The 25,329-nt window shown below is 43.3% G+C and carries 24 protein-coding genes; 1 reads left to right on the forward strand and 23 read right to left on the reverse strand.

Going from position 1 to position 25,329, the window contains the following annotated elements:
- Positions 1–159: 159 nt before the first annotated feature.
- The 12 genes from J7E37_RS03925 to J7E37_RS03980 form a co-directional block, all read right to left on the reverse strand.
- Complete coding sequence (locus J7E37_RS03925; protein ID WP_251009430.1) at positions 160–1,254, reverse strand: BMP family lipoprotein; 1,095 nt, start codon at positions 1,252–1,254, stop codon at positions 160–162.
- Between the two features lie 86 nt (positions 1,255–1,340).
- Positions 1,341–2,066: a GntR family transcriptional regulator gene (locus J7E37_RS03930; protein ID WP_192473241.1), complete on the reverse strand. Its 726-nt coding sequence runs from the start codon at positions 2,064–2,066 to the stop codon at positions 1,341–1,343.
- 308 nt (positions 2,067–2,374) lie between these two features.
- Positions 2,375–4,708 carry a DNA translocase FtsK gene (locus J7E37_RS03935; protein ID WP_215022624.1) on the reverse strand — a complete coding sequence of 778 codons (2,334 nt, stop codon included), beginning with the start codon at positions 4,706–4,708 and terminating at the stop codon, positions 2,375–2,377.
- 573 nt (positions 4,709–5,281) lie between these two features.
- Complete coding sequence (locus tag J7E37_RS03940; protein ID WP_214777070.1) at positions 5,282–5,494, reverse strand: YlzJ-like family protein; 213 nt, start codon at positions 5,492–5,494, stop codon at positions 5,282–5,284.
- Positions 5,491–6,243, reverse strand: a complete 753-nt coding sequence (locus J7E37_RS03945; protein WP_251009431.1) for a ClpP family protease — start codon at positions 6,241–6,243, stop codon at positions 5,491–5,493. Before J7E37_RS03945 ends, J7E37_RS03940 begins: the two co-directional genes overlap by 4 nt.
- 127 nt (positions 6,244–6,370) lie before the next feature.
- Positions 6,371–8,038, reverse strand: a complete 1,668-nt coding sequence (locus tag J7E37_RS03950) for a ribonuclease J (RefSeq protein ID WP_215022625.1) — start codon at positions 8,036–8,038, stop codon at positions 6,371–6,373.
- Positions 8,039–8,284: 246 nt separating this feature from the next.
- Positions 8,285–9,151, reverse strand: a complete 867-nt coding sequence (gene dapA, locus J7E37_RS03955) for a 4-hydroxy-tetrahydrodipicolinate synthase (RefSeq protein WP_214777074.1) — start codon at positions 9,149–9,151, stop codon at positions 8,285–8,287.
- A 59-nt stretch (positions 9,152–9,210) separates the two neighbouring features.
- Positions 9,211–10,455 carry an aspartate kinase gene (gene dapG / locus J7E37_RS03960; protein WP_214777076.1) on the reverse strand — a complete coding sequence of 415 codons (1,245 nt, stop codon included), beginning with the start codon at positions 10,453–10,455 and terminating at the stop codon, positions 9,211–9,213.
- Between the two features lie 41 nt (positions 10,456–10,496).
- On the reverse strand, positions 10,497–11,546 hold the full coding sequence (asd, locus tag J7E37_RS03965; protein WP_215022626.1) for an aspartate-semialdehyde dehydrogenase: 1,050 nt from the start codon (positions 11,544–11,546) through the stop codon (positions 10,497–10,499).
- Positions 11,547–11,792: 246 nt separating this feature from the next.
- Positions 11,793–12,389 (reverse strand): dipicolinate synthase subunit B, encoded by a 597-nt coding sequence (locus tag J7E37_RS03970; RefSeq protein WP_214777080.1) that lies wholly within the window; start codon positions 12,387–12,389, stop codon positions 11,793–11,795.
- Positions 12,386–13,288: a dipicolinic acid synthetase subunit A gene (gene dpaA, locus J7E37_RS03975; RefSeq protein WP_215022912.1), complete on the reverse strand. Its 903-nt coding sequence runs from the start codon at positions 13,286–13,288 to the stop codon at positions 12,386–12,388. Before dpaA ends, J7E37_RS03970 begins: the two co-directional genes overlap by 4 nt.
- A gap of 212 nt (positions 13,289–13,500) precedes the next feature.
- Positions 13,501–13,746: a YlmC/YmxH family sporulation protein gene (locus tag J7E37_RS03980; protein WP_167832858.1), complete on the reverse strand. Its 246-nt coding sequence runs from the start codon at positions 13,744–13,746 to the stop codon at positions 13,501–13,503.
- Positions 13,747–13,842: 96 nt separating this feature from the next.
- On the opposite strand from J7E37_RS03980, the gene J7E37_RS03985 reads away from it, so the two are divergent.
- Positions 13,843–13,992, forward strand: a complete 150-nt coding sequence (locus tag J7E37_RS03985; protein ID WP_215022627.1) for a hypothetical protein — start codon at positions 13,843–13,845, stop codon at positions 13,990–13,992.
- 57 nt (positions 13,993–14,049) lie between these two features.
- Here the strand turns inward: J7E37_RS03985 and J7E37_RS03990 are convergent, their stop codons facing one another.
- The 11 genes from J7E37_RS03990 to rnpM all read right to left on the reverse strand — a co-directional run bounded on the left by J7E37_RS03990 (position 14,050) and on the right by rnpM (position 25,321).
- Positions 14,050–15,282, reverse strand: coding sequence for a M16 family metallopeptidase (locus J7E37_RS03990; RefSeq protein WP_215022628.1), 1,233 nt, complete (start codon positions 15,280–15,282; stop codon positions 14,050–14,052).
- Positions 15,283–15,366: 84 nt separating this feature from the next.
- Entirely contained in the window at positions 15,367–16,332 is a 966-nt protein-coding gene (locus J7E37_RS03995) for a polysaccharide deacetylase family protein (RefSeq protein ID WP_215022629.1), read from the reverse strand.
- Positions 16,333–16,643: 311 nt separating this feature from the next.
- On the reverse strand, positions 16,644–18,761 hold the full coding sequence (gene pnp / locus J7E37_RS04000) for a polyribonucleotide nucleotidyltransferase (protein WP_215022631.1): 2,118 nt from the start codon (positions 18,759–18,761) through the stop codon (positions 16,644–16,646).
- A gap of 300 nt (positions 18,762–19,061) precedes the next feature.
- Positions 19,062–19,331 carry a 30S ribosomal protein S15 gene (gene rpsO, locus J7E37_RS04005; protein WP_023614845.1) on the reverse strand — a complete coding sequence of 90 codons (270 nt, stop codon included), beginning with the start codon at positions 19,329–19,331 and terminating at the stop codon, positions 19,062–19,064.
- A 122-nt stretch (positions 19,332–19,453) separates the two neighbouring features.
- Positions 19,454–20,407 (reverse strand): bifunctional riboflavin kinase/FAD synthetase, encoded by a 954-nt coding sequence (ribF, locus tag J7E37_RS04010; protein ID WP_215022633.1) that lies wholly within the window; start codon positions 20,405–20,407, stop codon positions 19,454–19,456.
- Between the two features lie 96 nt (positions 20,408–20,503).
- Positions 20,504–21,421: a tRNA pseudouridine(55) synthase TruB gene (truB, locus tag J7E37_RS04015; RefSeq protein ID WP_215022635.1), complete on the reverse strand. Its 918-nt coding sequence runs from the start codon at positions 21,419–21,421 to the stop codon at positions 20,504–20,506.
- Between the two features lie 315 nt (positions 21,422–21,736).
- Complete coding sequence (gene rbfA / locus J7E37_RS04020; RefSeq protein WP_214777092.1) at positions 21,737–22,117, reverse strand: 30S ribosome-binding factor RbfA; 381 nt, start codon at positions 22,115–22,117, stop codon at positions 21,737–21,739.
- A gap of 19 nt (positions 22,118–22,136) precedes the next feature.
- Positions 22,137–22,418 (reverse strand): DUF503 domain-containing protein, encoded by a 282-nt coding sequence (locus tag J7E37_RS04025; protein ID WP_192470372.1) that lies wholly within the window; start codon positions 22,416–22,418, stop codon positions 22,137–22,139.
- Positions 22,418–24,718 carry a translation initiation factor IF-2 gene (infB, locus tag J7E37_RS04030; RefSeq protein WP_215022637.1) on the reverse strand — a complete coding sequence of 767 codons (2,301 nt, stop codon included), beginning with the start codon at positions 24,716–24,718 and terminating at the stop codon, positions 22,418–22,420. The genes J7E37_RS04025 and infB overlap by 1 nt, the downstream gene beginning before the upstream one ends.
- Positions 24,719–24,737: 19 nt before the next feature.
- Positions 24,738–25,040 (reverse strand): YlxQ family RNA-binding protein, encoded by a 303-nt coding sequence (locus J7E37_RS04035; protein ID WP_214777096.1) that lies wholly within the window; start codon positions 25,038–25,040, stop codon positions 24,738–24,740.
- On the reverse strand, positions 25,040–25,321 hold the full coding sequence (rnpM, locus tag J7E37_RS04040) for an RNase P modulator RnpM (RefSeq protein ID WP_041967254.1): 282 nt from the start codon (positions 25,319–25,321) through the stop codon (positions 25,040–25,042). Before rnpM ends, J7E37_RS04035 begins: the two co-directional genes overlap by 1 nt.
- Positions 25,322–25,329: the final 8 nt, after the last annotated feature.

Consider the following 25,329-nt stretch of genomic DNA (forward strand, 5'->3'; position numbering starts at 1 on the left):
GTTCTGGCAGGCCGATTTTGTGTAAGCCAGGCTCTGGAGCTGTACATTTCTTTATCAATACGAAAAATCAATCGAACATACATTTTAAAATTAGCAATTTTTTCCGTACCGGGTTTGATAGACAAAAGAGACGGAAGGAACCGTCTCTTTTGCACTTTTTTACTTAAATAAATCTCCTTGTTCAGCAGAGACCTTGATTTCTTCTGATTTAATCTTGTCGTAAGCTTCCTTAACCTTGCCCATAGTTTCTTCGCTTAGGTTAGGGTTTTTCTCAGGAAGACCAATACCATCGTTCTTTGCATCAAATGTTAATGTTTCTCCACCTGGGAATTTGCCATCTATTTCAGCTTGGACCATGTCGAAAGCAACCTGGTCTAGCTTCTTCATTGCTGAAGTAAGGATAACGGACTTGTCGCCATCGTACTTACCATCTTCGAACTGGTCAACGTCAACACCAACGATCCAGACATTTTCTCCGGCCTTAGCACGGTTCTTCGCTTCGTTGATCGCACCAACACCAACACCACCAGCAGCAGTAAAGATGACATCTACGCCGCGATCATAGAATTGAGCCGCGATTTGTCCACCAGCAGCAGCGTTATCAAATGAACCTTGATATACAACGTTCTCAGCTTTCATTGTTACATTTGTGTCAAGATTTTCGTTTGCATACTTAAGTCCCTGCTGGAAGCCCCAGTTGAACTTTTGTACTGCCGGAATTTCCATACCACCGATAAAGCCTGCTTCGCCTTCTTTCAATTCAACCGCTGCTGCTACACCAGCAAGGAATCCAGACTCATGCTCAGCAAAGAATACAGCAACAGTGTTGTCTTTTACGACTGGATTAAAGTCTCCATTGTGTGGGTTTCCGTCAATGATGACGAATTTAGCATCTTCATATTTATCTTGGGCTTGGAATACTGCTGTTTCGAATTTAAAGCCCGGTGTAATAATAAACTTATATTCTGCATCATATAAGTTGCCGATTTCTTTTAAGTATTCAGCTTCAGTTGTTCCAGCTGGCTTAAGGTACTTTGTCTTTACGCCAAGTTCTTCCTCAGCTTTCAGGATTCCTTCCCAAGTACCCTGGTTGAAAGATTTATCATCAATCGTACCTGCGTCAGTAACCATACCTACTCTTAAGTCTGACTCCTTGCCATTAGAACTGCCGCCTTCGTCGCTTCCGCAACCTGCCAACATTGTACCTGCCGCTAAAAGCAATGACATTACCAAACCAAATTTACGCTTTTTCAAGGTTTGTACCCCCCAGAGAATGTTTGTGATTTCGCAGGAATGTTCTGAAAAACCAATCAGTTAGCGTTTTCATTTCATTAAAAAAATTAAATTCTTCTTCTAAGGACATGAAAACTGAACTTGTCGGCTTTAAAGTAATTGACCGAATAAAGAATTGGAACATCGTTCTCGTCGAAATGCATCTGTTTTAAAACAAGCAATGCTGTTTCCGGCGCGCATTCAAGGATGGGTGAAATCTTCTCATGATAGCCAATTGGCTCGATCTGAGCTACTGCATATGTCACCTTCCGGTTCGATTTAATCTCAAGAAGATGAAGCAATGATTCATCTTCAAAAGAAGAATCTTCCGGCAGGATACTTGAAGGAATCTTGTCCAGACAATAGACAACTGGTTCCCCGTTTGCAGTTCTGACCCTTTCAACGAGTGTGATTTCATCATCAAGCGAACATGAGAAACGACGAATATCTTCTTCGGTTGGCCCAGTAGTCGTTGAGTTTAAAAAGATTGTACCAGGCTTCATCCCTGCCTGCTCAATCATGCCAGTCACGCTGTTAAGCTGTTCGATACCTGACTCAAACAAGGGTTTGGCGTTGACAAAGGTTCCTACACCATGCCTGCGAACAATGACGTTTTCTTCTTCAAGAATTCGCAATGCTTCGCGGAGAGTTGCCCTGCTAACTCCAAGCTGTTTGGCAAGATCAAATTCAGAAGGCAATTTCTCTCTTTCTTTATATATACCTTTTTGAATATCTTGCTTAAGGTGATCGATTACTTGTAAATACAGGTGCCGGTTATCTGACTTGATCGACATGAGGCGTTCCTCCAACCTTTTTGCTCAAGACATCAGACATCTGATGTATAGCATTCCTACTAATCGAAAATACTATAACACTTTTTTTAAGATAAATAAATAGAGTTTCATCATTTTGTCGAAAAAAGCTAGAATAACCAAAATTGTCACTTTTTCCGGGACGAAAAACCTATTTTTTTGGTATAATACTTTTTTGTAAGCGGTTTTAATAGTATGACACTATTATTTTTTCGATAGGAGTTATTTCCTAAAGAAAGACAAAAGCCGGGTGTCTTCACCCGACTTTTGTCTTTTATAAACGTATGAGGTTATGCCTCTTCGGACTTAGCCACCAGGACGGTACGCGGCTTGCTTCCTTCATAGGGCCCAACGACACCTCTCAGCTCCATTTCATCAATCAGTCTTGCTGCACGAGAGTACCCAATCCTGAATCTTCTTTGCAGCATGGATACAGAAGCTGTCTGCATTTCCACCACAAGGTCTACGGCATCACCGTACAAATCATCCTCAACCTCTGACGTATTCTCAGGTATATCTTCAGGAATCATTTCTTCCTGATATTGCGCCTTCTGTTGGCCAATCACATAGTTGACAATCTCTTCAACCTCTTCATCCGAGAGGAAAGCTCCCTGCACCCTGACTGGCTTGGACGCCCCTACAGGCAGGAATAGCATATCACCTCTACCGAGCAGCTTCTCAGCACCGCCCATATCAAGAATCGTCCTTGAATCTGTCATCGAAGATACTGCAAATGCAATTCTTGAAGGAATATTCGCTTTGATTACCCCTGTAATGACATCAACAGACGGCCTCTGCGTAGCTATGATCAGATGGATTCCCGCAGCACGGGCCATTTGTGCAAGACGTGTAATCGAATCTTCGACGTCAGATGATGCTACCATCATCAAGTCAGCAAGCTCGTCCACGATTACGACAATGAATGGGAGCAAAGGCTGGTTCGCTTCTTCCTCGCTATTGTACCTCTTAATATATTCATTGTAGCCTTCTATGTTCCTTGTTCCAGTGTGCGAGAAAAGCTCATAGCGCCTTTCCATTTCACTGACCACTTTTTTGAGTGCCTGGGATGCTTTCTTCGCATCAGTCACAACAGGAGCCAGCAAATGTGGTACCCCATTATAAACATTCAACTCTACCATTTTTGGATCGATCATCATCAATTTGACTTCATGAGGCTTTGCTTTCATCAGAATACTGGTAATAATCCCGTTAATACATACACTTTTTCCGCTACCGGTGGCACCGGCAACAAGAAGGTGAGGCATTTTGTTTAATTCTGCCAGTACTGCTTCTCCGGTAATATCGCGCCCTAATCCAATTTGAAGTTTTGATCCAGGTTTGTTGTGCTGTTTGGAATCAATAACTTCCCGTAAAGAAACCATGGCCACCTCGGAATTAGGTACTTCGATTCCAATGGCTGACTTTCCGGGTATAGGGGCTTCGATCCTGATATCCTTCGCAGCCAGAGCCAATGCCAAATCATCGTTCAAACTTACAATTCTGCTGACCTTGACACCGACATCTGGGTGGACTTCATATTTTGTAACAGCAGGTCCAAGGTGAACCTGGGTAACCCTCGCCTTTACACCAAAGCTGTGGAAGGTCCGTTCAAGCTTGGCTGCATTGGCATGAATCATTTCATATTCGCCGCTCTGGTCGGTTTTATTCGGCAGCTTCAATAGATCAATCGGCGGAAGCTCATATGAGGTATTCTCTACCTCAGTAAATGTAATAGATTGTGTCAAGTCTTCACCAACATCACCATTGTCCGTTCCGGTTTTAGCCTTCTTCTCCGCCTCCTGTGGCTGTGCTTCAGCAGTGTTTGCATAGGCTCGCTCAGCAAAGCTGGATATGATTGGCTCCGGAGCCGGCTCATCAGTAAGTTCAATTGTTTTTTCAACTGGCGCTTCCTGGGAAACTGCCTGGCTGCTCTCTTTTTTAGCTTGCTTTCCCTGCAGTTTTTCCGTCTTTTTATGCTGGTGATTTTCTTTCCATTGCTTCACATCTTCAATGAATGAAATCCATTGGTCACTGATAAAACTGCCGATGGGTGTAAGTATTTTTCCGGCAACTTCACTAAAGGTTTTCCCTGTAACGAGAATCGCGCCTATAATGATCAACAGAAACGCAATCAACTGGGAGCCAGCTGCATCAAACAAAAAATAAAACAGCGCAAACATCACAGCCCCGATCATCCCGCCACCAAGGTCTGTTGTGCTTGTCTCTCCTTTTGCCTCCATGACATATAAATCAAATGTATTTTTAATGACACTTGGATCCTCAAACTTTCCTCCATTGGATAATAGTTCGAATAACGTCACGTGGCTTAATAACAAGATTGCACTGACAATCAGATATGTACCAATCAACTTGGTATTGAAAATGAAGGGCAGGCTTCGTTTCCACATAATATAAATACTGAACACGACCAGCCCGACCAGGCTGAGCATATACCATTCTCCGAAGAAAAAGCGGAAAAACATCACGACCGCCCTTCCAACCGCACCCAAATCCGCCATCGCTATGATGGCCAATGCGAGCAATGCTAACCCGGCAAGTTCATATTGAACTGTTGCTTTCAATGCACTCTTCTTTCTTGATTGCCGTCTTTTCTTTTTGGCCATTTTATCACCTGAATATTTATAGCTTCACTATCAGCATAAACAATGAGTCCATTCTTCAAACTTATAAGAAAAGCGCAAGCGCCTTGTCCAGCCCCGACAAGCGCTGTCCGATTTAAAGCGCCACGTCCTGTGGCTGGCGGGTCTAGCACATCGTGTGCCACGGAGGGTCGACCAGTGAAGTCGCTCTTTGACTTCATTGGGCGGACCGAAATAGAAATGTATAGCCGACTGCCCAGAAACGCAGAAACTGGAGACTCCGACAAAGAAGCACTTTGCTTCTTCCGGCGGGGCTGAAGTTTCGAAGTTTCTAGGAGGCAACACTAGACAATCGTCTCGAGGTGCTAGGCGCTAGAGCTAGACAGGAATCTTAGTTAAAAGCTTATACTTTCTTATGAAGGAAGAAAAGCAGCCCTATCGGCTGCCAATGCTGAGTGTATCCATATTATATCATATTTGCGAGGTGAAACGGGACAATCGTTTTCTTAGCTATTTCAAAAGGTATCTAAACTTATTCCGCAACTGCCTGACGGATTTTCTATTCCGTGCAAGTAAAAATTTTCCGAGAAGTTTTAACTACGATAGTGAAATAGTTGAACCCGGTAAACATGAAGGTTCCATATAGTGATTTGGATCGGTACTCATAACCCTGATTACCCGGTACTCGTGATTCTCTGTCCATTCAGCCATGATAGGAATTCCATTATAATTTATCATTATCTGGTTTACAGCTCCCTCTTCATTTGGAGGGAAGACCTGTTCCTGTGGCATCATCGTATAAAGGATCATTGTACAATCACTTCTGACTTTTGTTTATTCATATCAATTAATTCGTTTAACTTCCTCATTGCCTGTCCTATGCCGCCGACTTCGTGGATAAGACCGGTTTGCACCGCATCATGGCCGACCACGTTCGTTCCAATGTCTCTCGTCAGGTTCCCTTTGGCAAACATCAGCTCTTTGAATGTTTCTTCAGCAATATTGGAATGCTTTGTAACAAAATTCACGACTCTTTCCTGCATTTTATCTAGATATTCAAAAGTTTGCGGAACACCAATGACGAGTCCAGTCAACCTGATCGGATGAATAGTCATTGTTGCTGTCTCCGCAATGAAAGAATAATCACAGGAAACCGCAATAGGCACACCTATTGAATGGCCGCCACCCAGTACGATAGATACTGTCGGCTTCGAAAGTGAAGCCAGCATTTCCGATATCGCCAGCCCTGCTTCTACATCCCCGCCAACTGTATTCAAGATAACAAGCAAGCCTTCAATATTCTGGTTTTGTTCAATTGCGACAATTTGTGGAATTAAATGTTCATATTTCGTCGTTTTATTATGAGGCGGAAGCTGCATATGCCCTTCGATTTGGCCAACAATCGTCAAACAATGGATCTTCGAATCCTGAGACAGCTGGGGTACATTCGTTTGTCCAAGCTGCTGTATTTTCTCAAGAAGGCCAGACGGTTTGTTCTCCTTATCCCCTTGCTGTCCTTCCTGGTTTTCTGAACTGAATTTATTCATATCAATATCCATCTTTTTATGCTCCCTTCAGGCATGATAATTTTAGTATGAACATCATAAGCATTTTCATTCCAGACCAGAGAAGTGACATGAGATGGTAAAACAAAAAGCACTGGCATCAAGCCAGTACCTTTTGTGATTATTTAACCTCCATTATGATCGGCATGATCATTGGGCGGCGTTTTGTTTTTTCATATAAATATTGATTCAATGAATCACGGATGTCCTGTTTAAGACTATTCCAATCAAATAACGCTTTTTCTGCATTTTTCTCTACGATTTCTTTTACAAGCGCAGAAGATTCCGCCATCAGCTTTTCTGATTCACGGACATAGACGAAACCGCGCGAGATAATTTCAGGTCCGGCTGCAATCTTTCTGTCTGCTTTATTCAGTGTAACGACTACAATTAAAACGCCGTCCTGCGAAAGCAGTCTTCGGTCCCGGAGAACAATATTGCCTACATCTCCAACCCCGATTCCGTCAATCAATGTATTCCCTGCCGGAACCTTCTCAGTGGACTTAAGTTTCCCGCCAGAAATTTCTATTACGTCACCACGGTCAGGAATGAAAATATTCTCCTCTGAAATCCCGCATGATTGTGCCAGCTTTTTGTGAGCCTTTAACATTTTGTATTCGCCATGAACAGGAATGAAGAATTTCGGGTTCATCAGATTAATCATAAATTTCAATTCTTCCTGACTTCCATGGCTTGAAACCTGAGCACTTTTTTTGCCAGACATAACATTCGCACCGGCACGGTAAAGCATATCCATCGTCTTATAAATAAATACTTCACTTCCCCGCAGTGGAGACGCAGCAAACAGGACTGTGTCCCCTTCCCGGATATTCACCTGTGGATGAACTTGTTTAGCCATCTTCTGCAAAGCTTCAATCGGCTCGCCCTGGCTTCCCGTGGTTAAAATAACAACCTGATCATCTTCGTAATCCTTTAAATCATTTACCGATATAATTAAGTCTTCTTCCACCTGTAAATAGCCGAGTTGCAATGCAATATCATACACACGCTTTAAGCTATTGCCTGCCACCGCTACTTTGCGGCCATTTGCCGATGCACTATTAAAGAGGTGCTGGATCCTGTTTAGGTCAGAAGCAAAGCAAGCAGCAATGATCCTGCCCTGTGCATTATAAAAAACATTGGACAGTTCAGCAACGACGGTTGATTCGGATGGTGTATACCCTGGTCTTTCAGCCTCTGTACTGTCTGAAAGCAAGCAAAGAACACCTTTTTCACCTATTGCTGCCATCTTGCCGACTTCTGGTTTGTACAGTGGTCCAGCAGCCTGGTCGAATTTAAAGTCCCCTGTATGTACGATTGCGCCTTCTGAAGTATCAATGCTGACGCCTACTGAATCAGGGATACTATGATTGGTTTTGAAAAAGGAAACAGAAACATTGTCAAAATCCAATACTGAGTCCGCATGAATTTCATGAAAATCAGCAGATCCAGTAAATTCCTGCTCCTTCATCTTCTCTTTGGAAAGGGCAATAGTTAATTTCGTTCCGTAAACGGGGACATTTATTTTTCGTAAAACATATGTTAATGCCCCAATATGGTCTTCATGTCCGTGCGTTAGGAAAATCGCTTTAACCCTGTGGCTATTCGATATCAAATATGTTAAATCGGGTATGACTATATCAATTCCAAGCATCTCATCCTCAGGAAACATTAATCCTGCGTCAACCACGAAAATATCACCGTCTACTTCGGTGATGTACATATTCTTGCCGATTTCCCCAACTCCGCCAAGTGGAATGATTTTAATACTTTCGTTTTTCGTAATCAATCTCCTGCTCCTCCTATGTTGTTAGCTCCCGAACGCAATCAGTTAAAATCATTATACTTGATGGCAGAAATCCTTTACAACAATATTCATTCGTGTCAAAAGTATGATGCTGACCTTTCTCTATGTTCAAGGTTCCAGCTTTTACCGATTGGATTTTGAATTTAGTTTTCGGGCAATGCAACGACTCTGTTTTTACTTTCATATAAAATAAGGCCAACCTTCATTACATGAGGCTGGCCTTTTCTTCTATTCAAATAATTTCGCTACTGCTGTTCTTTCTTGTTCTGTCAATGGTACCATTGGCAAACGAACGGAACCGACATCTAGCCCTTTCAGCTGCAATGCCGTTTTAACAGGTGCCGGACTTGGTGCGGCGAAGAGTCCTTGCATGATTGGGAGCAGGCGCTGGTGCAATTTTGCTGCGTCCGCATTTCTTCCGCTGAAGAAAGCATCGACCATTGCTTGCATCTCATTTCCAATCACATGTGAAGCTACAGATACAATTCCAGTACCTCCGATGGCAAGGACAGGGAGAGTCAATCCGTCATCCCCGCTATATAAAAGGAAATCCTCTGGTGTATTTGCGATGATTTTAGTCATAGCATTGAGGTCGCCGCTCGCTTCCTTTACTGCTACAATGTTCGGGATTTCAGCCAATTTGATCACCGTTTCAGGCAGGATGTTGACTACTGACCTCCCTGGAATATTATAAACCATTACAGGGAGGGATGTAGCTGCTGCTGCAGCTTTAAAGTGCTGGTATAATCCTTCCTGGTTCGGCTTATTGTAGTAAGGTGCTACGATCATAATCGCGTCTACACCAATCTCTTCCGCTTTTTTAGTCAGTTCGATGGTCGCATATGTGTTATTGCTGCCTGTTCCTGCAATTACTGGAACCCTCTTGTCTGCAACCTTCACGACATGCCGGAATAATGCGATTTTCTCTTCTTTAGATAGAGTCGGGGATTCACCAGTTGTGCCTGCAACAACAAGCGAATCTGTTCCGTTATCAATCAAATGGTTTACTAGCTGGGTCGTTTTAGCGAAATCAATGTGACCTTTATGATCAAATGGGGTCACCATTGCTGTGGATACTCTTCCGAATTGAACCATTACTGTTCACTCCTCTTCTGAAAGGCTTCCGGCAGCCGAGACTGGGAAGCAAAATCTTTTTATATATCATGACGCTCGAAATCTGCTGTTTCCTCTTCGAGCTGAAAGGCATCATGCAATGCATTTACTGCCTTTCCTAAATCCTCTTGTTTGACTAATACCCAAATGGTTGTATGGCTGTCAGCGGACTGAAGGATGCGAATGCCCTTTTCTGATAAAGCTGTAACGATTTTCGAAGTTACCCCTGGGACTCCTGCCATTCCAGCTCCGACTACGGAGACCTTTGCGCAATGTCTCTCAATTTGCGGGGTGTGCCCCAGCCCCTCCAATACCTTTACCGCCCGGTCCGTCATCTCATCCAAGACTGTGTATACCACTCCATTTGGAGAAATATTGATAAAATCAACGCTTATGTTTTCATTTGCCATCGCCTTGAAAACTTCAGATTGCAAATTGTATTGGTCTTTTTTAGCAAATACCTTGATTTGGCTTACATTTGAAACATGCGCAATTCCTGTCACAGGCCGTTCCTTGATGTCTGTCCCTTTATTCTCACGATTAAGCGCAGTAACCAGCGTACCGAGACCTTCCGAATAGGTGGACCTGATTCGAATCGGAACTTTTGCCTGCATGGCAATTTCTACTGCACGAGGGTGGATTACCTTTGCTCCCTGGTAAGCCATATTGCAAACTTCAGTATAAGTGACCACGGAAAGAGGCCTTGCGTTTTCTGCAATCCTTGGGTCAGCAGTCATGATTCCCTCGACATCGGTAAATATGTCAATCCATTCAGCGTTTAACGCTGCACCAAGCGCTGCAGCAGATGTATCACTGCCGCCCCTGCCGATTGTTGTCACGTCTCCATTTTTTGCTGCACCCTGGAAGCCAGCCACGACGACAACGTCGAACTGATCAAGTTCCCTCAACAATCGGTCGCATTTCATATCAAGGATTCTCGCGTTCGTATGCTCGCTATTTGTCCTGAATCCTGCCTGTGCACCTGTAAGGGCCGTCGCACTTATGCCGTTCTCAAGCAGCATATTGGTAAAAACGATACTGGAAATCGTTTCTCCGCATGACAGCAGGAGATCATGCTCACGCTTGCTGATTTTGCTGTCACTTCCTCCTAGCAGACTGAGGAGGGTATCAGTTGCGTACGGGTCTCCCTTCCTTCCCATCGCAGAGACTACCACAACCGCTTTATACCCATCAGCGATCGCCTTTTTAACATGGCCCATCGCCTGGCTGCGGCTTTGTTCGTCCCGGACAGATGTACCGCCAAATTTTTGAACGATTATTTTCATCGTAACACCTCAGTAGTTCTGTCATTTAATACAATTATCTTCTACTTTACCAATCCAAGCTTCACAAGACTTTCAGCAATCTGGACTGAGTTCCATGCAGCACCTTTTAACAGATTGTCAGAAACGACCCACATATGGAAGCCCTTTTCATTGTCCAGGTCCTTCCTGATTCTGCCCACAAAAACATCATTTTTGCCAACACAGAATGCAGGCATTGGATACAGCTGCTGATCAGGATCATCCTGAAGGACAACTCCTGGTGCATCTGCCAAAAGTTCCTTTACTTCAGCTGCGGAAACGCCATCCTGGCCAATTTCAATATATACTGACTCTGAATGACCAGTTCCAACCGGGAGCCGCACGCATGTTGCAGCAACCTGCAGCCCAGGCATATGCATGATCTTTTTAGTTTCATTGATCATTTTCATTTCTTCATATGTGAATCCGTTATCTACGAATGTATCGATTTGCGGAATAGCATTGAACGCAATCTGATAGTGCTTTTCCGCTGACTTAACCGGGAGAATCTTTGGTTCATATTCTTCCCCGTTCAAGATTGCCTGAGTCTGTTCCTCTAGCTCCTCGACTGCTGCTGCCCCTGCACCTGATACTGCCTGGTACGTCGATACGATAATCTTATCCAGGCCGAATTTCTTACGTAATGGCTCTAATGCTACAACCATCTGGATCGTAGAGCAGTTCGGATTAGCGATAATACCATTGTGAGAATGCAAATCTTCCTCATTAACTTCGGGCACGACAAGCGGAGTGTTCTCATCCATACGGAATGCACTTGTGTTATCAACAACGATTGCGCCGCGTTTGACTGCTTCCGGTGCCAGCTCCTTTGAAACACTTCCTCCAGCGCTGAACAGAGCAATATCCACACCTTCGAAGCTTTCTGGCTTCGCTTCCTGTACTGTTATCTCTTTTCCTTTATATTGAACCTTTGTACCAGCTGACCTTGATGATGAAAGCAATAAAAGCTCTGATACAGGGAAATCCCTGCTTTCGAGCGTTTGGATCATCTGATGACCTACTGCTCCTGTTGCTCCCACTACTGCTATACGGTAACCTTTTCTCTCTGACATTGCTGTTTCCCCTTCCACTACCATTATCGTTTTTATATCCCCGCATGTTTGCTGAGGTTGTTTGAACCATAAGTAAAACGGCGGTCCAATAGAAATAACCGCCTAGTATATTATCCTATATTTTATCATAATCAATCATTAAGAAAAGAAACATTTTGCTTCACTGCCGGAGAAAAGCGTTTCCAGTTGAAATTAGAGCATTTAGAGCAAAATTTTGCCCGTTATCTTCGGGACTAACTTACAGAATTAATTATCCTTATAACGCTCGACCAGCACTGGCTGGAGCTGCTTGCCATTCATCGCCTCCATGATTGTCTCGGAAAGCATCTCCATTCTCGCTACCATCGAATTTGGCTTTTTGACCGGATCATCCTGGCCAAAAGGAATCATATAAATGTTCTTCGTTGCCATTAGTCTCATAAGGTTAACACCATTTAACCCCAAAGCATCGTTCGTCGATATGCCAAGGACAACGGGCTTCTGGTTCCTCAAGGTCGCTTTAGCAGCCATCAAGACTGGTGAATCTGTCATTGCATTCGCAAACTTGCTCATTGAGTTGCCTGTCAGCGGGGCAATGACCATGCAATCAAGCGGTATCTTGGGACCAAGAGGTTCGGCCTTCACAATTGAGTCTATCACATTATTCCCGGTAAGTTCCTCAATCCGCTGTACCCAATCTTCTCCCTTGCCAAAACGTGTTTCTGTATTTTTAACAGTGAATGTGACAACCGGTAAAACTTCAGCTCCTGCATTCACCAACTTTTCAATTTCAGGAAACACAGCATCATACGTACAATGCGAGCCTGTTAATCCAAATCCGATCTTTTTCCCTTTTAAACTCATGCTTCTTTCTCCTTTCGGTTTTTAAAGTCTTCCATAAGCAGCTGAGAAAGAACGTTCGCCAATATTTGTCCTGCAGTTTTCGGGGCAACGATTCCCGGCAATCCCGGTGCAAGCAGTGCTTTAATTCCGCGCTTTTCCGCATAGCGAAAATCCGTTCCACCTGGTTTGGATGCAAGGTCAATGATCAGAGTATGAGCTGGCATCCTCGAAATAACAGAGGCTGTAACGATTTGATGAGGAACCGTATTGATGCAAATATCGGTATCTGTAACTTCCTTGCCTATTTCAGATAAAAGGAATGGTTCTAATCCCATTTCCGTAATCCTTGCTATGTGCTCACTTTTCCTCGCTCCGACCTTCACCTTAGCACCAAGGGCATGGAAGGTCCTCGCCACACTCATACCAACTCTGCCCAACCCAAGAACGGCTACCTTCGAGCCGTGGATGGTGAAATCTGTATGTTGGATCGCCATCATGATCGTTCCTTCGACAGTCGGGATCGAGTTGTATATTGCTACATCATCACGAGCGAACAGCTGTATAAGTTTCCTGTTAGCCTGCTTTGTGATACCAGTCAAATATGTGTTGCTGATGCCTGAATAAACTGTGCAATGTTCCGGTGTCTTTTCAAGCATTTCTTTGTTGAGGACTACTTTTTCATTCGAGAAAATCGTTTCGACCTGACCCTCCAGACTTGTTCCTGGCACAGGCAGGATTAAAGCGTCCTGGACGGAAAAATCAACTTCATCTATCTTTTCTTTTGAGGCACCTGTAAAAGCATGGTCCAACTGCTCGAAGCCTATTAAAGAAAGCTTTGCATCAAGCTCTGTCAGCTTGCGAATAATCTCCAGCTGTCTCGCATCACCGCCGATAACTGCGATTTGCATTCCTGTCAGCATGAGAACAATCACCTTCTTTTCCATTAATCCTGGAATATATATTTCATTCAAATTGAACTACTTCAACATCATATGTATCAAACTTGCAATAGGTGAGCTTTCCATAAAAGAAAAGCGCCGGCCCTATGGCCAGCGCAGAAATCTTTGTTTAAGATTAACTTTGTTTTAAAATTACACAGTCATAAAAAATAAAGCCGGCTTTACGCCCGCTTTTACTCTTCGTCATCAGGAATGTCAATGATAATCATGTCGGTACCTATTTTCTTTATATGCTTCCATGGAACCCGAACCTCTCCGGATTGTTTGCGGAGACCGAACCATTTTAAAGATGGAATAATCAATGCTTCTATTTGTCCAGAACGTTCATTAATTTCCAGATCAGTCTGTCCGAGCACGCCCAATCTTTCTGCCCTTTTCGCATCGACGATTTCTTTCCCGCCAAGTTCACTTAATTTCATGTTTGGCACCCCCTGTCACTTTGTCCTTACTCTATATGTATCAATCCAGGAGGTTTTTTAGAATACATATCCTTGAAAAAAGGGGGAATTGTTATCATGATCGCTGGTTATTTTGACAGCTTTCAGGTGAATGGACCAATCCTGTCACGATTCCTTCGTTTTCTTGACAGCTTTTCATGTGCAAAGACTAAACCTGTCAAGAACATGCTCCTCTTTCTGCCTTCCCGCTGTAACTGGAATGGCTAAATGTATCTTTAAATAAAAACAGCAGTTTCACATGGAAACTGCTGTTTTGGGAAGATATTATAAATTTGGCAGTTCGCCATTTGGACTGATCAAGGAAACAGAATATTTGTCCGTGAAGATCCTATTGGCCATTCCATCGACACTATCCTTGGTCACTTGATCGATTTGTTCGACTATTTCATCAAGGGAGCGATGTCTTCCAAGCAGAAGTTCATTTTTTCCATTCCTGCTCATACGGCTGTTTGTGCTTTCAAGACTCAACATAAGGCTGCCTTTAAGCTGTTCTTTGCTGTTGTTGAGTTCTTTTTCCGTAATTCCTTCTGCACGCAGCTTCGAAAGAGTGTCCTGGATTGTTTCATATAAAACGTTCAGCTGATTTGCTCCCGTCCCGCCATAAATTGTCACCATACCGCTATCCTGGTACGCCGAATGATAGGAAAACACAGAGTAAGCTAGGCCGCGCTGTTCACGTACTTCCTGGAACAGCCTGCTGCTCATGCTGCCCCCCAGTACATTGTTCAAGACGATCAGGCTATAGACGTCAGAGTGGCCGATCTGCAAGCCTTCGAAACCCAGGCAAAGGTGTGCTTGTTCAGTTTCCTTTTTCCTGGAAGCATGTGTTGCATGGAATTCAGGTTTCTCATTATCCATCTTTTCCTTGCTTGCTTCATATGAGCCAAAGAAATCTTCTGCGTTTTTAATGAAAGATTCCGGAACGTTACCGGCAATGGATATGACTACATTTTCCGGTCTGTAAGTATCATGCATATACTGCTCCAGCTTTTCTCCGGTAAAACTTTGAAGCGTTTCCTCCGTTCCAAGGATTGGATACGCAAGCGGATGATCTCCGTAAACTGCCTGGCTAAGCAAATCGTGGACGATATCATCAGGTGTATCTTCGTACATCTTGATTTCTTCGTTCACAACATTCTTCTCTTTATTCAATTCCTCGGAATCAAAAGTAGAATTAAAGAACATATCAGCTAAAACTTCTAGTGCGTATGGGGCATGATTATCTAATACCTTCGCGTAATAGCATGTATATTCCTTGGAAGTGAATGCATTCACCTGGCCGCCAATGCTGTCAAAGGACTCTGCGATTTCTCTTGCAGTCCTTGTTTTGGTGCCTTTGAAGAACATATGCTCAAGAAAATGGGAAATTCCATTGTTCTCTGGGTTTTCATTACGGGAGCCTGTTCCGATCCATACTCCGATTGCCACCGAACGGACAGTTGGGATTTGTTCTAGTACAATTCTTACACCGTTTTGGCATGTATATTTCTTTATCATTATATTCCTCCTCTGGAACCAGCTGCTAAAACTATTGCATTTACTTAGTATAGTCCATTTAACTTACTTTTTCCAAATACAATGCTATTCTTTCATTTTTTTTGTGGTTATTATTCGGTTTTCACTTAATAAACTGGAAACTGTCCCAATTTGTAAATCTTTGGCTTTTATTTGAGTGATCAATTGATCGAGCGAAGCAGCCGTCGACTCTGTTGGATGCATTAGAATCATTGCGCCATTATGAACCTTCCCCATTACCCTGTTGATCAATTTATCTGGAGAGGGCTTCTGCCAATCGATCGTATCTACGCTCCACATGACGGTCCTTAAATTATGTGCTGCAGCAATCTCAACCACTTCATCCTTATAGTACCCACTTGGAGGAGCAAACCACTTACTTTTCACACCAGTCACTGCTTCAATAACCTCATTTGTCCTGCGGATCTCTTCATTGATTTTCGCTGCAGAAAGCTGCTTCATGTTTGGGTGTGTAAATGAATGATTTCCTATCTCATGACCTGCATCAGCAATCATTTTCGCCATGCCTGGATTATTCTTTACCCATCTGCCCTCAAGAAAAAAACTTGCAGTCACATTATGCTTCTTTAATGTCGCAAGCATCCCTGTTAAGTACTCATTTCCCCATGCTACATTAATAATAAAGCTTACCATCGGCTTTTCAGGATGCCCTTTATAGATGGCCGTCGGCGGCAAATCATTTAGATGGACTTGAGGCGGAACCTGCTTGAAGACTAGCTTTTCCGGATCGAATTCGCCTTCCTTCTCCATCTTGGCAAAAGACTTTTTGATATCTACTTTAAGCCCATTGTAGCCGGGAACTACCTTCCAGACAGGATCTTTTCTGGCATCGGATGGTTCGACTTCATATTCTTTTGCTTTCGATTCAATTTCTGACATTAACGAATTCTTATTGCCAGCCACTTCAAGTGCCCCGGTTTTAAGTCCTGAAACATATGTATGGGAGAATGGATTATTCACCGTGATCCACGCAGCAATCAATAAAACAGAAATTAATACAAACTTTCGCATTTAATTTGCCTCCTCTACTGTTAAGGCCCTCGAAAATATGTTTGATACTTATACAAAGTGGGCCTTATTTTACTTTATGAAACAGAAGGACAAGGTAGAACGAAAGACAACAGTGGACGAACAGAAAAGAAAGGATCTTGGCTATTATCTTGTGTGAAACCTGCTGGGGATGGTCTTTGTGGGTGTTAAGATGGTGGCACAGTGAAAAAACATTAAAAAGGCCGGGACTGCACCCGGCCTTTGAATGATTTATAAGAAATCTTGTACTGTCTCCAGCGCCTAGCCCCTCGAGACGCTTCCGCATTTCTTTTTTATGATTGTTTTTCTGCTTTTTCACGCTGTTCTTTCAATACTGCCTTGCGTGAAAGATTGACTCTGCCTTGTTTGTCGATTTCAGTTACCTTGACCAGTAGTTCATCTCCCAGCTTCAGGACATCTTCTACCTTACCTACTCGCTCTTCAGCAAGCTCGGAGATATGGACCAAGCCATCTTTACCAGGGAAGATTTCAACGAACGCACCAAATTTTTCAATGCGGCGAACTTTTCCGAGGTACATTTCTCCAACTCCGACTTCACGGACAATGTCTTCGATAATTTTCTTTGCTCTTTGGATCATCTCTTCATCTACTGAGCCAATAAATACCGTACCATCTTGTTCGATATCGATTTTTACGCCAGTTTCTTCAATGATTTTATTGATTTGTTTTCCGCTTGGCCCAATGACGTCACGGATTTTATCAGGTTTGATCCACATCGTGATGATTTTTGGTGCATATTTTGAAAGCTGTTCACGTGGTTCTTTAATGGTCGCCAGCATGGAATCAAGAATATGCATACGCCCTTTTTTCGCCTGTTGTAAAGCTTCTTCAAGAATCTCACGGGATAATCCTTCGATCTTGATATCCATCTGCAGGGCTGTAACACCTTTTGCAGTTCCAGCTACTTTGAAGTCCATGTCACCAAGGTGGTCTTCCATACCCTGGATATCAGAAAGAATAGAATAGTGTTCTCCTGATTTGATCAGACCCATTGCAATACCAGCAACCGGTGCTTTAATTGGCACCCCTGCATCCATAAGAGCCAATGTACTAGCACAAATACTCGCCTGAGAAGTAGAACCATTTGATTCAAGCACCTCGGATACAAGCCGGACAGTGTATGGGAAGTCTTTCTCATTCGGGATCACAGGTTCAAGGGCTCTTTCACCAAGAGCACCGTGACCGATTTCACGTCGACCCGGCCCACGAATCGGACCTGTTTCACCAACAGAGAATAATGGGAAATTATAATGGTGCATGAATCGTTTTTCTTCTTCGATTCCAAGACCGTCAAGAATCTGCACATCACCCATTGCGCCAAGTGTACAAATGCTTAATGCCTGCGTTTGTCCCCTTGTGAATAATCCAGAACCATGTGTTCTAGGAAGCAAGCCTACCTCAGAAGAAAGCGGTCGGATTTCATCGACTCCACGGCCGTCTGGACGGACTTTTTCTTCCGTAATCAAGCGGCGAACCTCACCTTTGACGATTTTATCAACGATTTGTTTCACTTGCTTAAGTTTGTCTTCATCCGCTTCCTGCTCTTCATAGCGGGCGATGACGGCATTTTTCACTTCTTTGATCGCATCTTCACGAGCATGCTTTTCCTGTACCTGGATAGCCGAAACCATATCCTGCTCACAAATTCCGCGAACTTCAGCTTCAAGTTCTTTATCTAATTCAAAAAGTTTAATTTCTCTTTTTTCTTTTCCAACCTGTGCGACGATTTCCTGTTGGAAGGCTATCAAACGCTTGATTTCATCATGTCCAAACATGATTGCTTCAAGCATGACCTCTTCAGGAACCTCTTCGGCACCTGCTTCAACCATGTTGATTGCATCCATTGTACCTGCAACAACCAGGTGCATATCACTCTTTTCTGTTTCTTCAACAGATGGATTGATTACAAACTTCCCTTCAATTCTTCCCACAGTGACACCAGCGATTGGTCCTCCAAATGGGATATCGGAAACGGAAAGTGCTAAAGATGATCCAAACATAGCAGCCATTTCTGATGAACAGTCCTGGTCAACACTCATGACAATGCTGATTACCTGGACATCGTTGCGGAATCCATCCGGGAATAATGGACGGATCGGACGGTCAATTAATCGGCTTGCAAGGATCGCCTTTTCACTTGGACGTCCTTCACGTTTAATGAAGCCGCCTGGAATTTTTCCAACAGCATATAGTCTTTCCTCATAATTGACTGTCAAAGGGAAGAAATCTAAATTCTTCGGTTCTTTTGATGCTGTCGCTGTACTTAATACAGCCGTATCACCGTAACGGACAAGGACTGCACCACTCGCTTGCTTTGCAAGCTGTCCAATTTCAACTGTAAGCTTGCGCCCTGCCCAGTCGAAGGAAAAACTTTGTTTTTCTTGTTCCATACTTTTTGCCCCTCTCTACCACTAAATACACCCAGGCCGTGCCTGGGCATTTATTTAAAACACCACAAACGCATGTCTTATAACAAATATACCTTTATAATGAATGATAAAACCATGAACCAGCCAATCCAGCCTGATTTACAAAGGCTTGTACAACAAAGCATGTTGAATGGCTGTCATTTTTAGAAATCTTTTATGTTATATTATGCTCCAAAAAGGAGCGCTTCATATCAATCAATCGTTATGTACCTGCAAAAAATTTGCCTAATAAAAAAGCGGGAATAATCCCGCTTTTACAGACTATCTACGTAGACCAAGCTTGTTGATTAACTCGCGGTAGCGAGCAACGTCCTTGTTACGAAGGTAAGTCAAAAGATTACGACGCTTACCTACCATTTTCAAAAGACCGCGACGTGAGTGGTGGTCCTTCTTGTGAACGCGCAAGTGATCGTTCAATGTATTGATTTCTGCAGTAAGGACAGCGATTTGAACTTCTGGAGATCCAGTATCACTTTCGTGAGTCTTGAATTCGTTGATCAGTTCGTTTTTACGTTCTTTTGTGATTGCCATCCGTTTCACCTCCATTTAATAATCCCCTGTTACCTAGCAAGCGTCGGTGACTCGACTTGCCAAGCAAAGGTTCTTTTTTGATACGTTAATAAGAATACATCTTTTTACGACAAAAAGCAAGTCTAACCCTTGTTTTTTTCAAAGTATAGAATGGCTTCTTGCTTATCTTTTTCGATTTGGGCAATAAGCTGCTGGATTCCCTCGAATTTCCGTTCACTTCTGAGGCGCAGATGCCACTCTATCGCTGCGGATTCCCCGTAAATCTCTTTATTGAAATTGAAGATATGGACTTCGACAGTAGGTTTGTCCTTTTTTTCCATGTGGAATGTTGGTTTATAACCAACATTGCAGACACCTTCATGCCATTCTCCCTCTACATGAATCTTAACAGCGTATACTCCAGTAGGAGGGAGAATGTACTGCTCATCTATGCTTACATTTGCTGTCGGGAAACCGATCGTACGCCCTCGGCGATCTCCATGGATAACTGTACCCTCTGTGGTATAAAATCTCCCTAGCAAGCCCGGCATCCTATCCACCTTGCCGTCACGTAAAAACGTCCGGATCAAGGTAGAACTGACCTTTTCTTGTTCTCTTGTAGACAGCTTGGATACCACAGTGAAATCGAACTTGCCTCTTGAATGGAACTGGATCGTCTCCATATTTCCTTTTCCCATTTTTCCGTATGAATAGTCGAATCCTGCAACGACATGGTGTACATTCAAACCAATGATATATTGATCGATAAATTCCTGGGGCAAAAGACTTGAGAATTCGGTTGTGAAATGAACAACAAATAAGTAGTCCACTCCCATTGCTTCGATAGTTCGAGCTTTATCATTTAATGGGGTGATATATTCCATGTGCTGAACACTTTTGCCAAGAACAACAGAGGGGTGAGGGTCAAATGTCATGACCGCACTTTTCAGCCCTTTGGCTTCTGCCTCTTTTTTTGCTTCCTCGATAACCTGCTGGTGGCCTAGATGAACTCCGTCGAAATAGCCGAGGGCCATGGCCATTGGAGGAAAATCTTCTTTATTATATTCATGAGGATGGTTTAGTTTAATCATTTCCACGATATTACTCACCTTTTCTGACCCAGCTGCTCTTTAATCAAGACTTTAGAGTTCACATCGCTAATTTGTAAAATAAACAAATTATACAGTGATGATCTATTGATCATTTCTCAAAACTTTATCAGGTTTCATCATCCCTATTTTTGTTGGATGTGCTCTATAGATGGCGAGCGCTTTTCCGTCTTCTGTTTCTACTATAATGGGACCGCTATCCCCCGCATATTCCTCCGGGATAGGAAGCAATGCTCCATTTTTCACTTTCTCTGCTACTTTATCATTAATGCGATATTTCGGCAAATAAGAAATACCAGCTTCCAATGGGTGCAGGGAAGCCGCCAGATTGCCTTCTTCAGCCAATTCCTCGAGCTGTTTAAACGTATAACAGTCCTCAATAGTGAAGTCAGCGGATTGAATTCTTACAAGGGAAGACATATGGGCAGGATATCCTAGTTTTTCACCAATGGTCACTGCCAATGTCCGAATGTATGTCCCCTTACTGCAGGAAACTCGGAATTTGAAGCTAATCTGTTCACCTTCAAATGAATCTCTGCCATCAAGCAGCTCTATCCCATAAATGGTGACCTTCCTGGTTGGCCTTTCAACTTCAATTCCTTGTCTCGCGTATTCATATAGTTTTTTTCCATTAACTTTTACCGCTGAATACATAGGGGGAGTCTGTGCAATTTCGCCTGTCAGTGATTGGAGGGCTTCTTCGATCTCTGTCCTTGTAATTGTCCTGTCCACTGCTTTTTCCTCAACCTTCTCACCTGATGCATCTTCTGTAGTTGTCGTGAAGCCCAGGGTGACTTCCCCCTCATAGGCTTTTCCGGCGTCAGTAATGTATTCGGCAATTTTTGTCGCCTTGCCAACACATATAGGCAGTACTCCAGTTACATCAGGATCAAGAGTGCCCGTATGCCCGACCTTCTTCGTTCTTAACAATTTCCTGAGTTTAAACACACAATCATGCGAAGTCATACCCGCTGGTTTAAAAAGAGGCAGAATCCCTTCCATTTTCTTTTTCCTCAATTCTTTTATGTATTAGGCTTTTTTCTCACACTTTGTTGCTATTGGCTACAAAATAGGATTGAATAACCTATTTTTTTCGAAAAGTTGACTCTTTTGTGAGAAAAGAGCATGCAAAATTAATACCGACCTGCAAAATAGCTTATATTACATTAAAATCGGCTTCAGAATTTTAACGACAATCTTTACGAAAACAGCCTTACTAAAACAGCCATGTATTATTAGTTTTATGACACTTATCGAAAAAAATGGATAGACAAAAGTGTCTATCCATTTTTCATATCAAGATCTACGGCGAACCGTTTAATCATTATCCTTTTCTTGCCCATCTTCTTCTGGCTGCTCTTCCCTCTGCAGCTCATGGATCAGTGAATTGATGCGATTACCATAAGCCATCGTTTCATCAAATTCAAAGATCAGTTCAGGTGTCTTTCTCAGGCGGATTCGCTGGCCAATTTCAGTCCTGATAAAACCTTTTGCCTTAGCTAACCCTTTAAGTGTATCTTCTCGTTGTTGTTCATCACCCAAAACAGAAATATACACTTTTGCCTGCTGAAGATCCCCTGTAACCTGGACATCCGTTACTGTCACGAAACCAACTCGCGGATCCTTGATTTTACGGCTGATAATATCGCCCAGTTCTTTTTTCATTTGTTCGCCAACACGATTTACTCTATGACCCATTTTCAATCACCTCGTTCTATCAAAGCCATTCTATTTCGGTGATGGTACGTTCGATCTCTGGAAAAGAATCAATCATTTTCAAGGCATTCTGCAGCTCTCTTTCAGTTGAAACCTTCGATGCTGATACGGCTGCAACTGCAATTGTTGTCCGCTGCCAAACATCGTGATGGTCCACTTCAGATACAGATACATTGAACTTTTGCTTCAGCCTTGTGATGATCCGCTGGAGGACAGCCCTCTTTTCCTTAAGAGAATGAGCATCATAGATGATGCATTCACAGGCTGCTAAGCCTACTACCATTAACGTTCCACTTCTTCCATGATATATGCTTCAATAACATCGCCTTCTTTTACGTCCTTGAAGTTTTTAATGGTAATACCGCACTCATAGCCTTGTGCTACTTCCTTGGCATCGTCTTTGAAGCGCTTCAGTGCATCGACTTCGCCTTCAAAGATGACGACTCCGTCACGGATCAAACGAACACCGCTGTCACGAGTGATTTTACCATCAGTAACATATGAACCGGCAATCGTGCCGATTTTTGATACCTTGAAGGTCTGGCGGACTTCAGCCTGGCCGATTACCTTTTCGGCATAAACCGGATCCAGCATGCCCTTCATCGCTGATTCGATTTCTTCAATCACTTTGTAAATAATGCGGTGCAGTCGGATATCGACGCTCTCTGATTCCGCAGCGCGTTTCGCATTATTGTCAGGACGTACGTTGAAACCGATGACGATACCGTTTGATGCTGCTGCAAGTGTGATGTCAGACTCATTGATCGCACCAACACCAGTGTGAATGATTCTTACATTAACACCTTCCACATCCAGTTTCTGCAATGCTGCTGCAAGTGCTTCAACTGAACCTTGGACGTCGGCTTTAATAATTAGATTTAGGTCTTTCATTTCCCCTTGTTTCATATGTTCAAACAATGTATCGAGGCTCACGCGCGCTTTTTCGCTTCTTTGTGCCTGTACAGCCTGCTGCGAACGGATTTCTCCAACCTGGCGGGCAGTCTTTTCATCTTCGAATACTACAAAACGATCGCCTGCTTGAGGGACATCGTTAAGACCAGTAATTTCAACCGGTGCTGATGGGCCAGCTTCTTTTACGCGGCGTCCCAGATCATTTACCAACGCACGGACACGGCCGAATGTGTTTCCGACGACGATCGGGTCACCAATTTTCAGTGTACCGTTTTGTACAAGCAATGTGGCAACAGATCCGCGTCCTTTATCAAGCTGTGCCTCGATAACAGTACCGATTGCGTTTCTGTTTGGGTTTGCTTTGTATTCTTCCACTTCACCAACAAGAAGAATCATTTCAAGCAAGCTGTCGATGCCCTCGCCAGTAAGTGCGGAAATTGGAACAAAGATTGTGTCGCCGCCCCATGCTTCCGGTACTAGTCCATACTCTGTCAATTCCTGCATAACGCGATCAGGGTTGGCAGTCGGTTTATCCATTTTGTTTACCGCAACAATGATCGGTACCTCAGCAGCTTTTGCATGGTTCAAGGCTTCAACAGTCTGCGGCTTGACACCATCATCAGCAGCTACAACAAGGATAGTGATATCGGTAATCTTTGCACCACGAGCACGCATTGTCGTGAACGCTGCGTGACCAGGTGTATCAAGGAATGTGATTTTTTTGCCGTTTTCTTCAACCTGGTAAGCACCGATATGCTGAGTGATGCCGCCGGCTTCCCCTGCAGTCACTTTCGTGTTGCGGATGGAATCAAGCAAGGTTGTTTTACCATGGTCAACGTGACCCATGATTGTAACAACGGACGGTCTTTCAACCATTGATGCTTCCTCATCTTCTGTGAAGTAAACTTCAAGGTCAGTTGCATCAATCTTGATTTCCTCTTCCACTTCAACACCGTAATCAGTAGCAATCAGTTCAATTGCATCCTTATCAAGGTCCTGGTTAATAGTTGCCATGACACCAAGCATAAATAGCTTCTTGATAAGCTCTGATGGCTCACGGTTAAGCTTCTTGGCTAGTTCAGCTACTGTTAGGGACTCACTGAAAGTGATTTTTGACGGAAGCTCTTTAACCTTCTTCGGCTGTTGTGGAGCTTGCTGCTGGTTCTGTCGGCCTTTATTCTGGTTCTGCTGGTTTCTGTTCTTATTGTTTGGTTTGTTTTTGTTATTTTTATTGAAAGGCTGCGTGTTCCCAGGCTTTTTAGCAGCAGCTGAACTTTTCACCTTTTCCGGAGTTGTTGCGCGGCGCTCATCGTCTGAAAAAGCACTGGCTGTTGTCTTCAGCTGGGCTTTTGGCTGTCCCTGGTTGTTTTTTTGCTGGTTTTGGGATTGATTGCGATTCTGACCCTGATTAGGCTTTTGGCCTTGATTGCGGTTCTGGGCTTGTTTCTGTCCTTGTGAAGCCTTCTGCTGGCTTTGCTGCTGCGGCTTTGACTGTGCTTGTGGCTTCTCTTCTCTTTTATTATAGACAGCGTCAAGCTTCTTCACAGTTTCATCTTCCATTGCAGTCATATGGTTAGAAACCTCGATGTTCATTTCTTTTAATTTTATAATCACGTCTTTACTCGATAAATTATGCTTCTTTGCATATTCATAAACGCGTGTTTTACTCATATTTTCACCCCCGCTAGAATTAATCGAGCAACGTCAACAGTTTTTTTGCAAAACCCTCGTCCAACAGGGCTACTACAACTCGTGCTTCCTTGCCGATCGCCTGGCCAAGCAGAAACCGGTCCGGGACCAATTTGTAAGGCACATTATAGGATTTGCACTTGTCGGTAATCTTTTTTGTAGTATTTGCGGATGCATCCGCAGAAAGCAAAATGAGCTTCGCCTTCCCGCTTCTGATTTCTTTGACGGAAAGCTCTTCCCCTGAAATAATTTTCCGTGCTCGATTGGCTAAGCCAAGCAATGACATCCATTGATTTGAGTTCATCAGGATAGTCTGCTCTCCTTTTCGATGAGATCATTCAGCTCATCGTATATTGCATCGTCCACTTGAGTTTCAAGCTGTTTGGACAATATATTCCGTTTCTTTGCTAATTGCACTGCTTCTTTTTCTTTAGAAAGATAGGCACCACGGCCTGATTTCTTGCCAGTCAGATCGATGGATACTTCGCCTTCCTTTGAGCGAACGATGCGAACTAGTTCTTTTTTCGGTCTCATTTCACCGGTTGCGACACACTTTCGCATAGGAACCTTTTTACGGCTGTTCACGATCATTC

Origin of the sequence: Bacillus sp. ISL-39 (assembly GCF_018613295.1) — a bacterium.
Classification (GTDB): domain Bacteria; phylum Bacillota; class Bacilli; order Bacillales; family Cytobacillaceae; genus Mesobacillus.

Excerpts from the sequence above, each read along its gene's own strand:
- J7E37_RS03995 (WP_215022629.1), bottom strand. The coding sequence starts at position 16,332 with ATGCGAAAGTTTGTATTAATTTCTGTTTTATTGATTGCTGCGTGGATC.
- J7E37_RS03940 (WP_214777070.1), bottom strand. The coding sequence starts at position 5,494 with ATGATCCTTTATACGATGATGCCACAGGAACAGGTCTTCCCTCCAAAT.
- rpsO (WP_023614845.1), bottom strand. The coding sequence starts at position 19,331 with ATGGCAATCACAAAAGAACGTAAAAACGAACTGATCAACGAATTCAAG.
- J7E37_RS04025 (WP_192470372.1), bottom strand. The coding sequence starts at position 22,418 with ATGGTAGTAGGCTTAGCAGCCTGTGAATGCATCATCTATGATGCTCAT.
- dpaA (WP_215022912.1), bottom strand. The coding sequence starts at position 13,288 with ATGCTGACAGGAATGCAAATCGCAGTTATCGGCGGTGATGCGAGACAG.
- J7E37_RS03980 (WP_167832858.1), bottom strand. The coding sequence starts at position 13,746 with ATGAAATTAAGTGAACTTGGCGGGAAAGAAATCGTCGATGCGAAAAGG.
- rbfA (WP_214777092.1), bottom strand. The coding sequence starts at position 22,117 with ATGGGTCATAGAGTAAATCGTGTTGGCGAACAAATGAAAAAAGAACTG.
- J7E37_RS03945 (WP_251009431.1), bottom strand. The coding sequence starts at position 6,243 with ATGGATATTGATATGAATAAATTCAGTTCAGAAAACCAGGAAGGACAG.
- J7E37_RS04035 (WP_214777096.1), bottom strand. The coding sequence starts at position 25,040 with ATGAACTCAAATCAATGGATGTCATTGCTTGGCTTAGCCAATCGAGCA.
- infB (WP_215022637.1), bottom strand. The coding sequence starts at position 24,718 with ATGAGTAAAACACGCGTTTATGAATATGCAAAGAAGCATAATTTATCG.
- asd (WP_215022626.1), bottom strand. The coding sequence starts at position 11,546 with ATGTCAGAGAGAAAAGGTTACCGTATAGCAGTAGTGGGAGCAACAGGA.
- J7E37_RS03985 (WP_215022627.1), top strand. The coding sequence starts at position 13,843 with ATGATCGCTGGTTATTTTGACAGCTTTCAGGTGAATGGACCAATCCTG.
- J7E37_RS03930 (WP_192473241.1), bottom strand. The coding sequence starts at position 2,066 with ATGTCGATCAAGTCAGATAACCGGCACCTGTATTTACAAGTAATCGAT.
- dapG (WP_214777076.1), bottom strand. The coding sequence starts at position 10,455 with ATGAAAATAATCGTTCAAAAATTTGGCGGTACATCTGTCCGGGACGAA.
- J7E37_RS03990 (WP_215022628.1), bottom strand. The coding sequence starts at position 15,282 with ATGATAAAGAAATATACATGCCAAAACGGTGTAAGAATTGTACTAGAA.
- truB (WP_215022635.1), bottom strand. The coding sequence starts at position 21,421 with ATGGAAGGGATTCTGCCTCTTTTTAAACCAGCGGGTATGACTTCGCAT.
- J7E37_RS03970 (WP_214777080.1), bottom strand. The coding sequence starts at position 12,389 with ATGAGTTTAAAAGGGAAAAAGATCGGATTTGGATTAACAGGCTCGCAT.
- dapA (WP_214777074.1), bottom strand. The coding sequence starts at position 9,151 with ATGGTTCAATTCGGAAGAGTATCCACAGCAATGGTGACCCCATTTGAT.
- pnp (WP_215022631.1), bottom strand. The coding sequence starts at position 18,761 with ATGGAACAAGAAAAACAAAGTTTTTCCTTCGACTGGGCAGGGCGCAAG.
- J7E37_RS03935 (WP_215022624.1), bottom strand. The coding sequence starts at position 4,708 with ATGGCCAAAAAGAAAAGACGGCAATCAAGAAAGAAGAGTGCATTGAAA.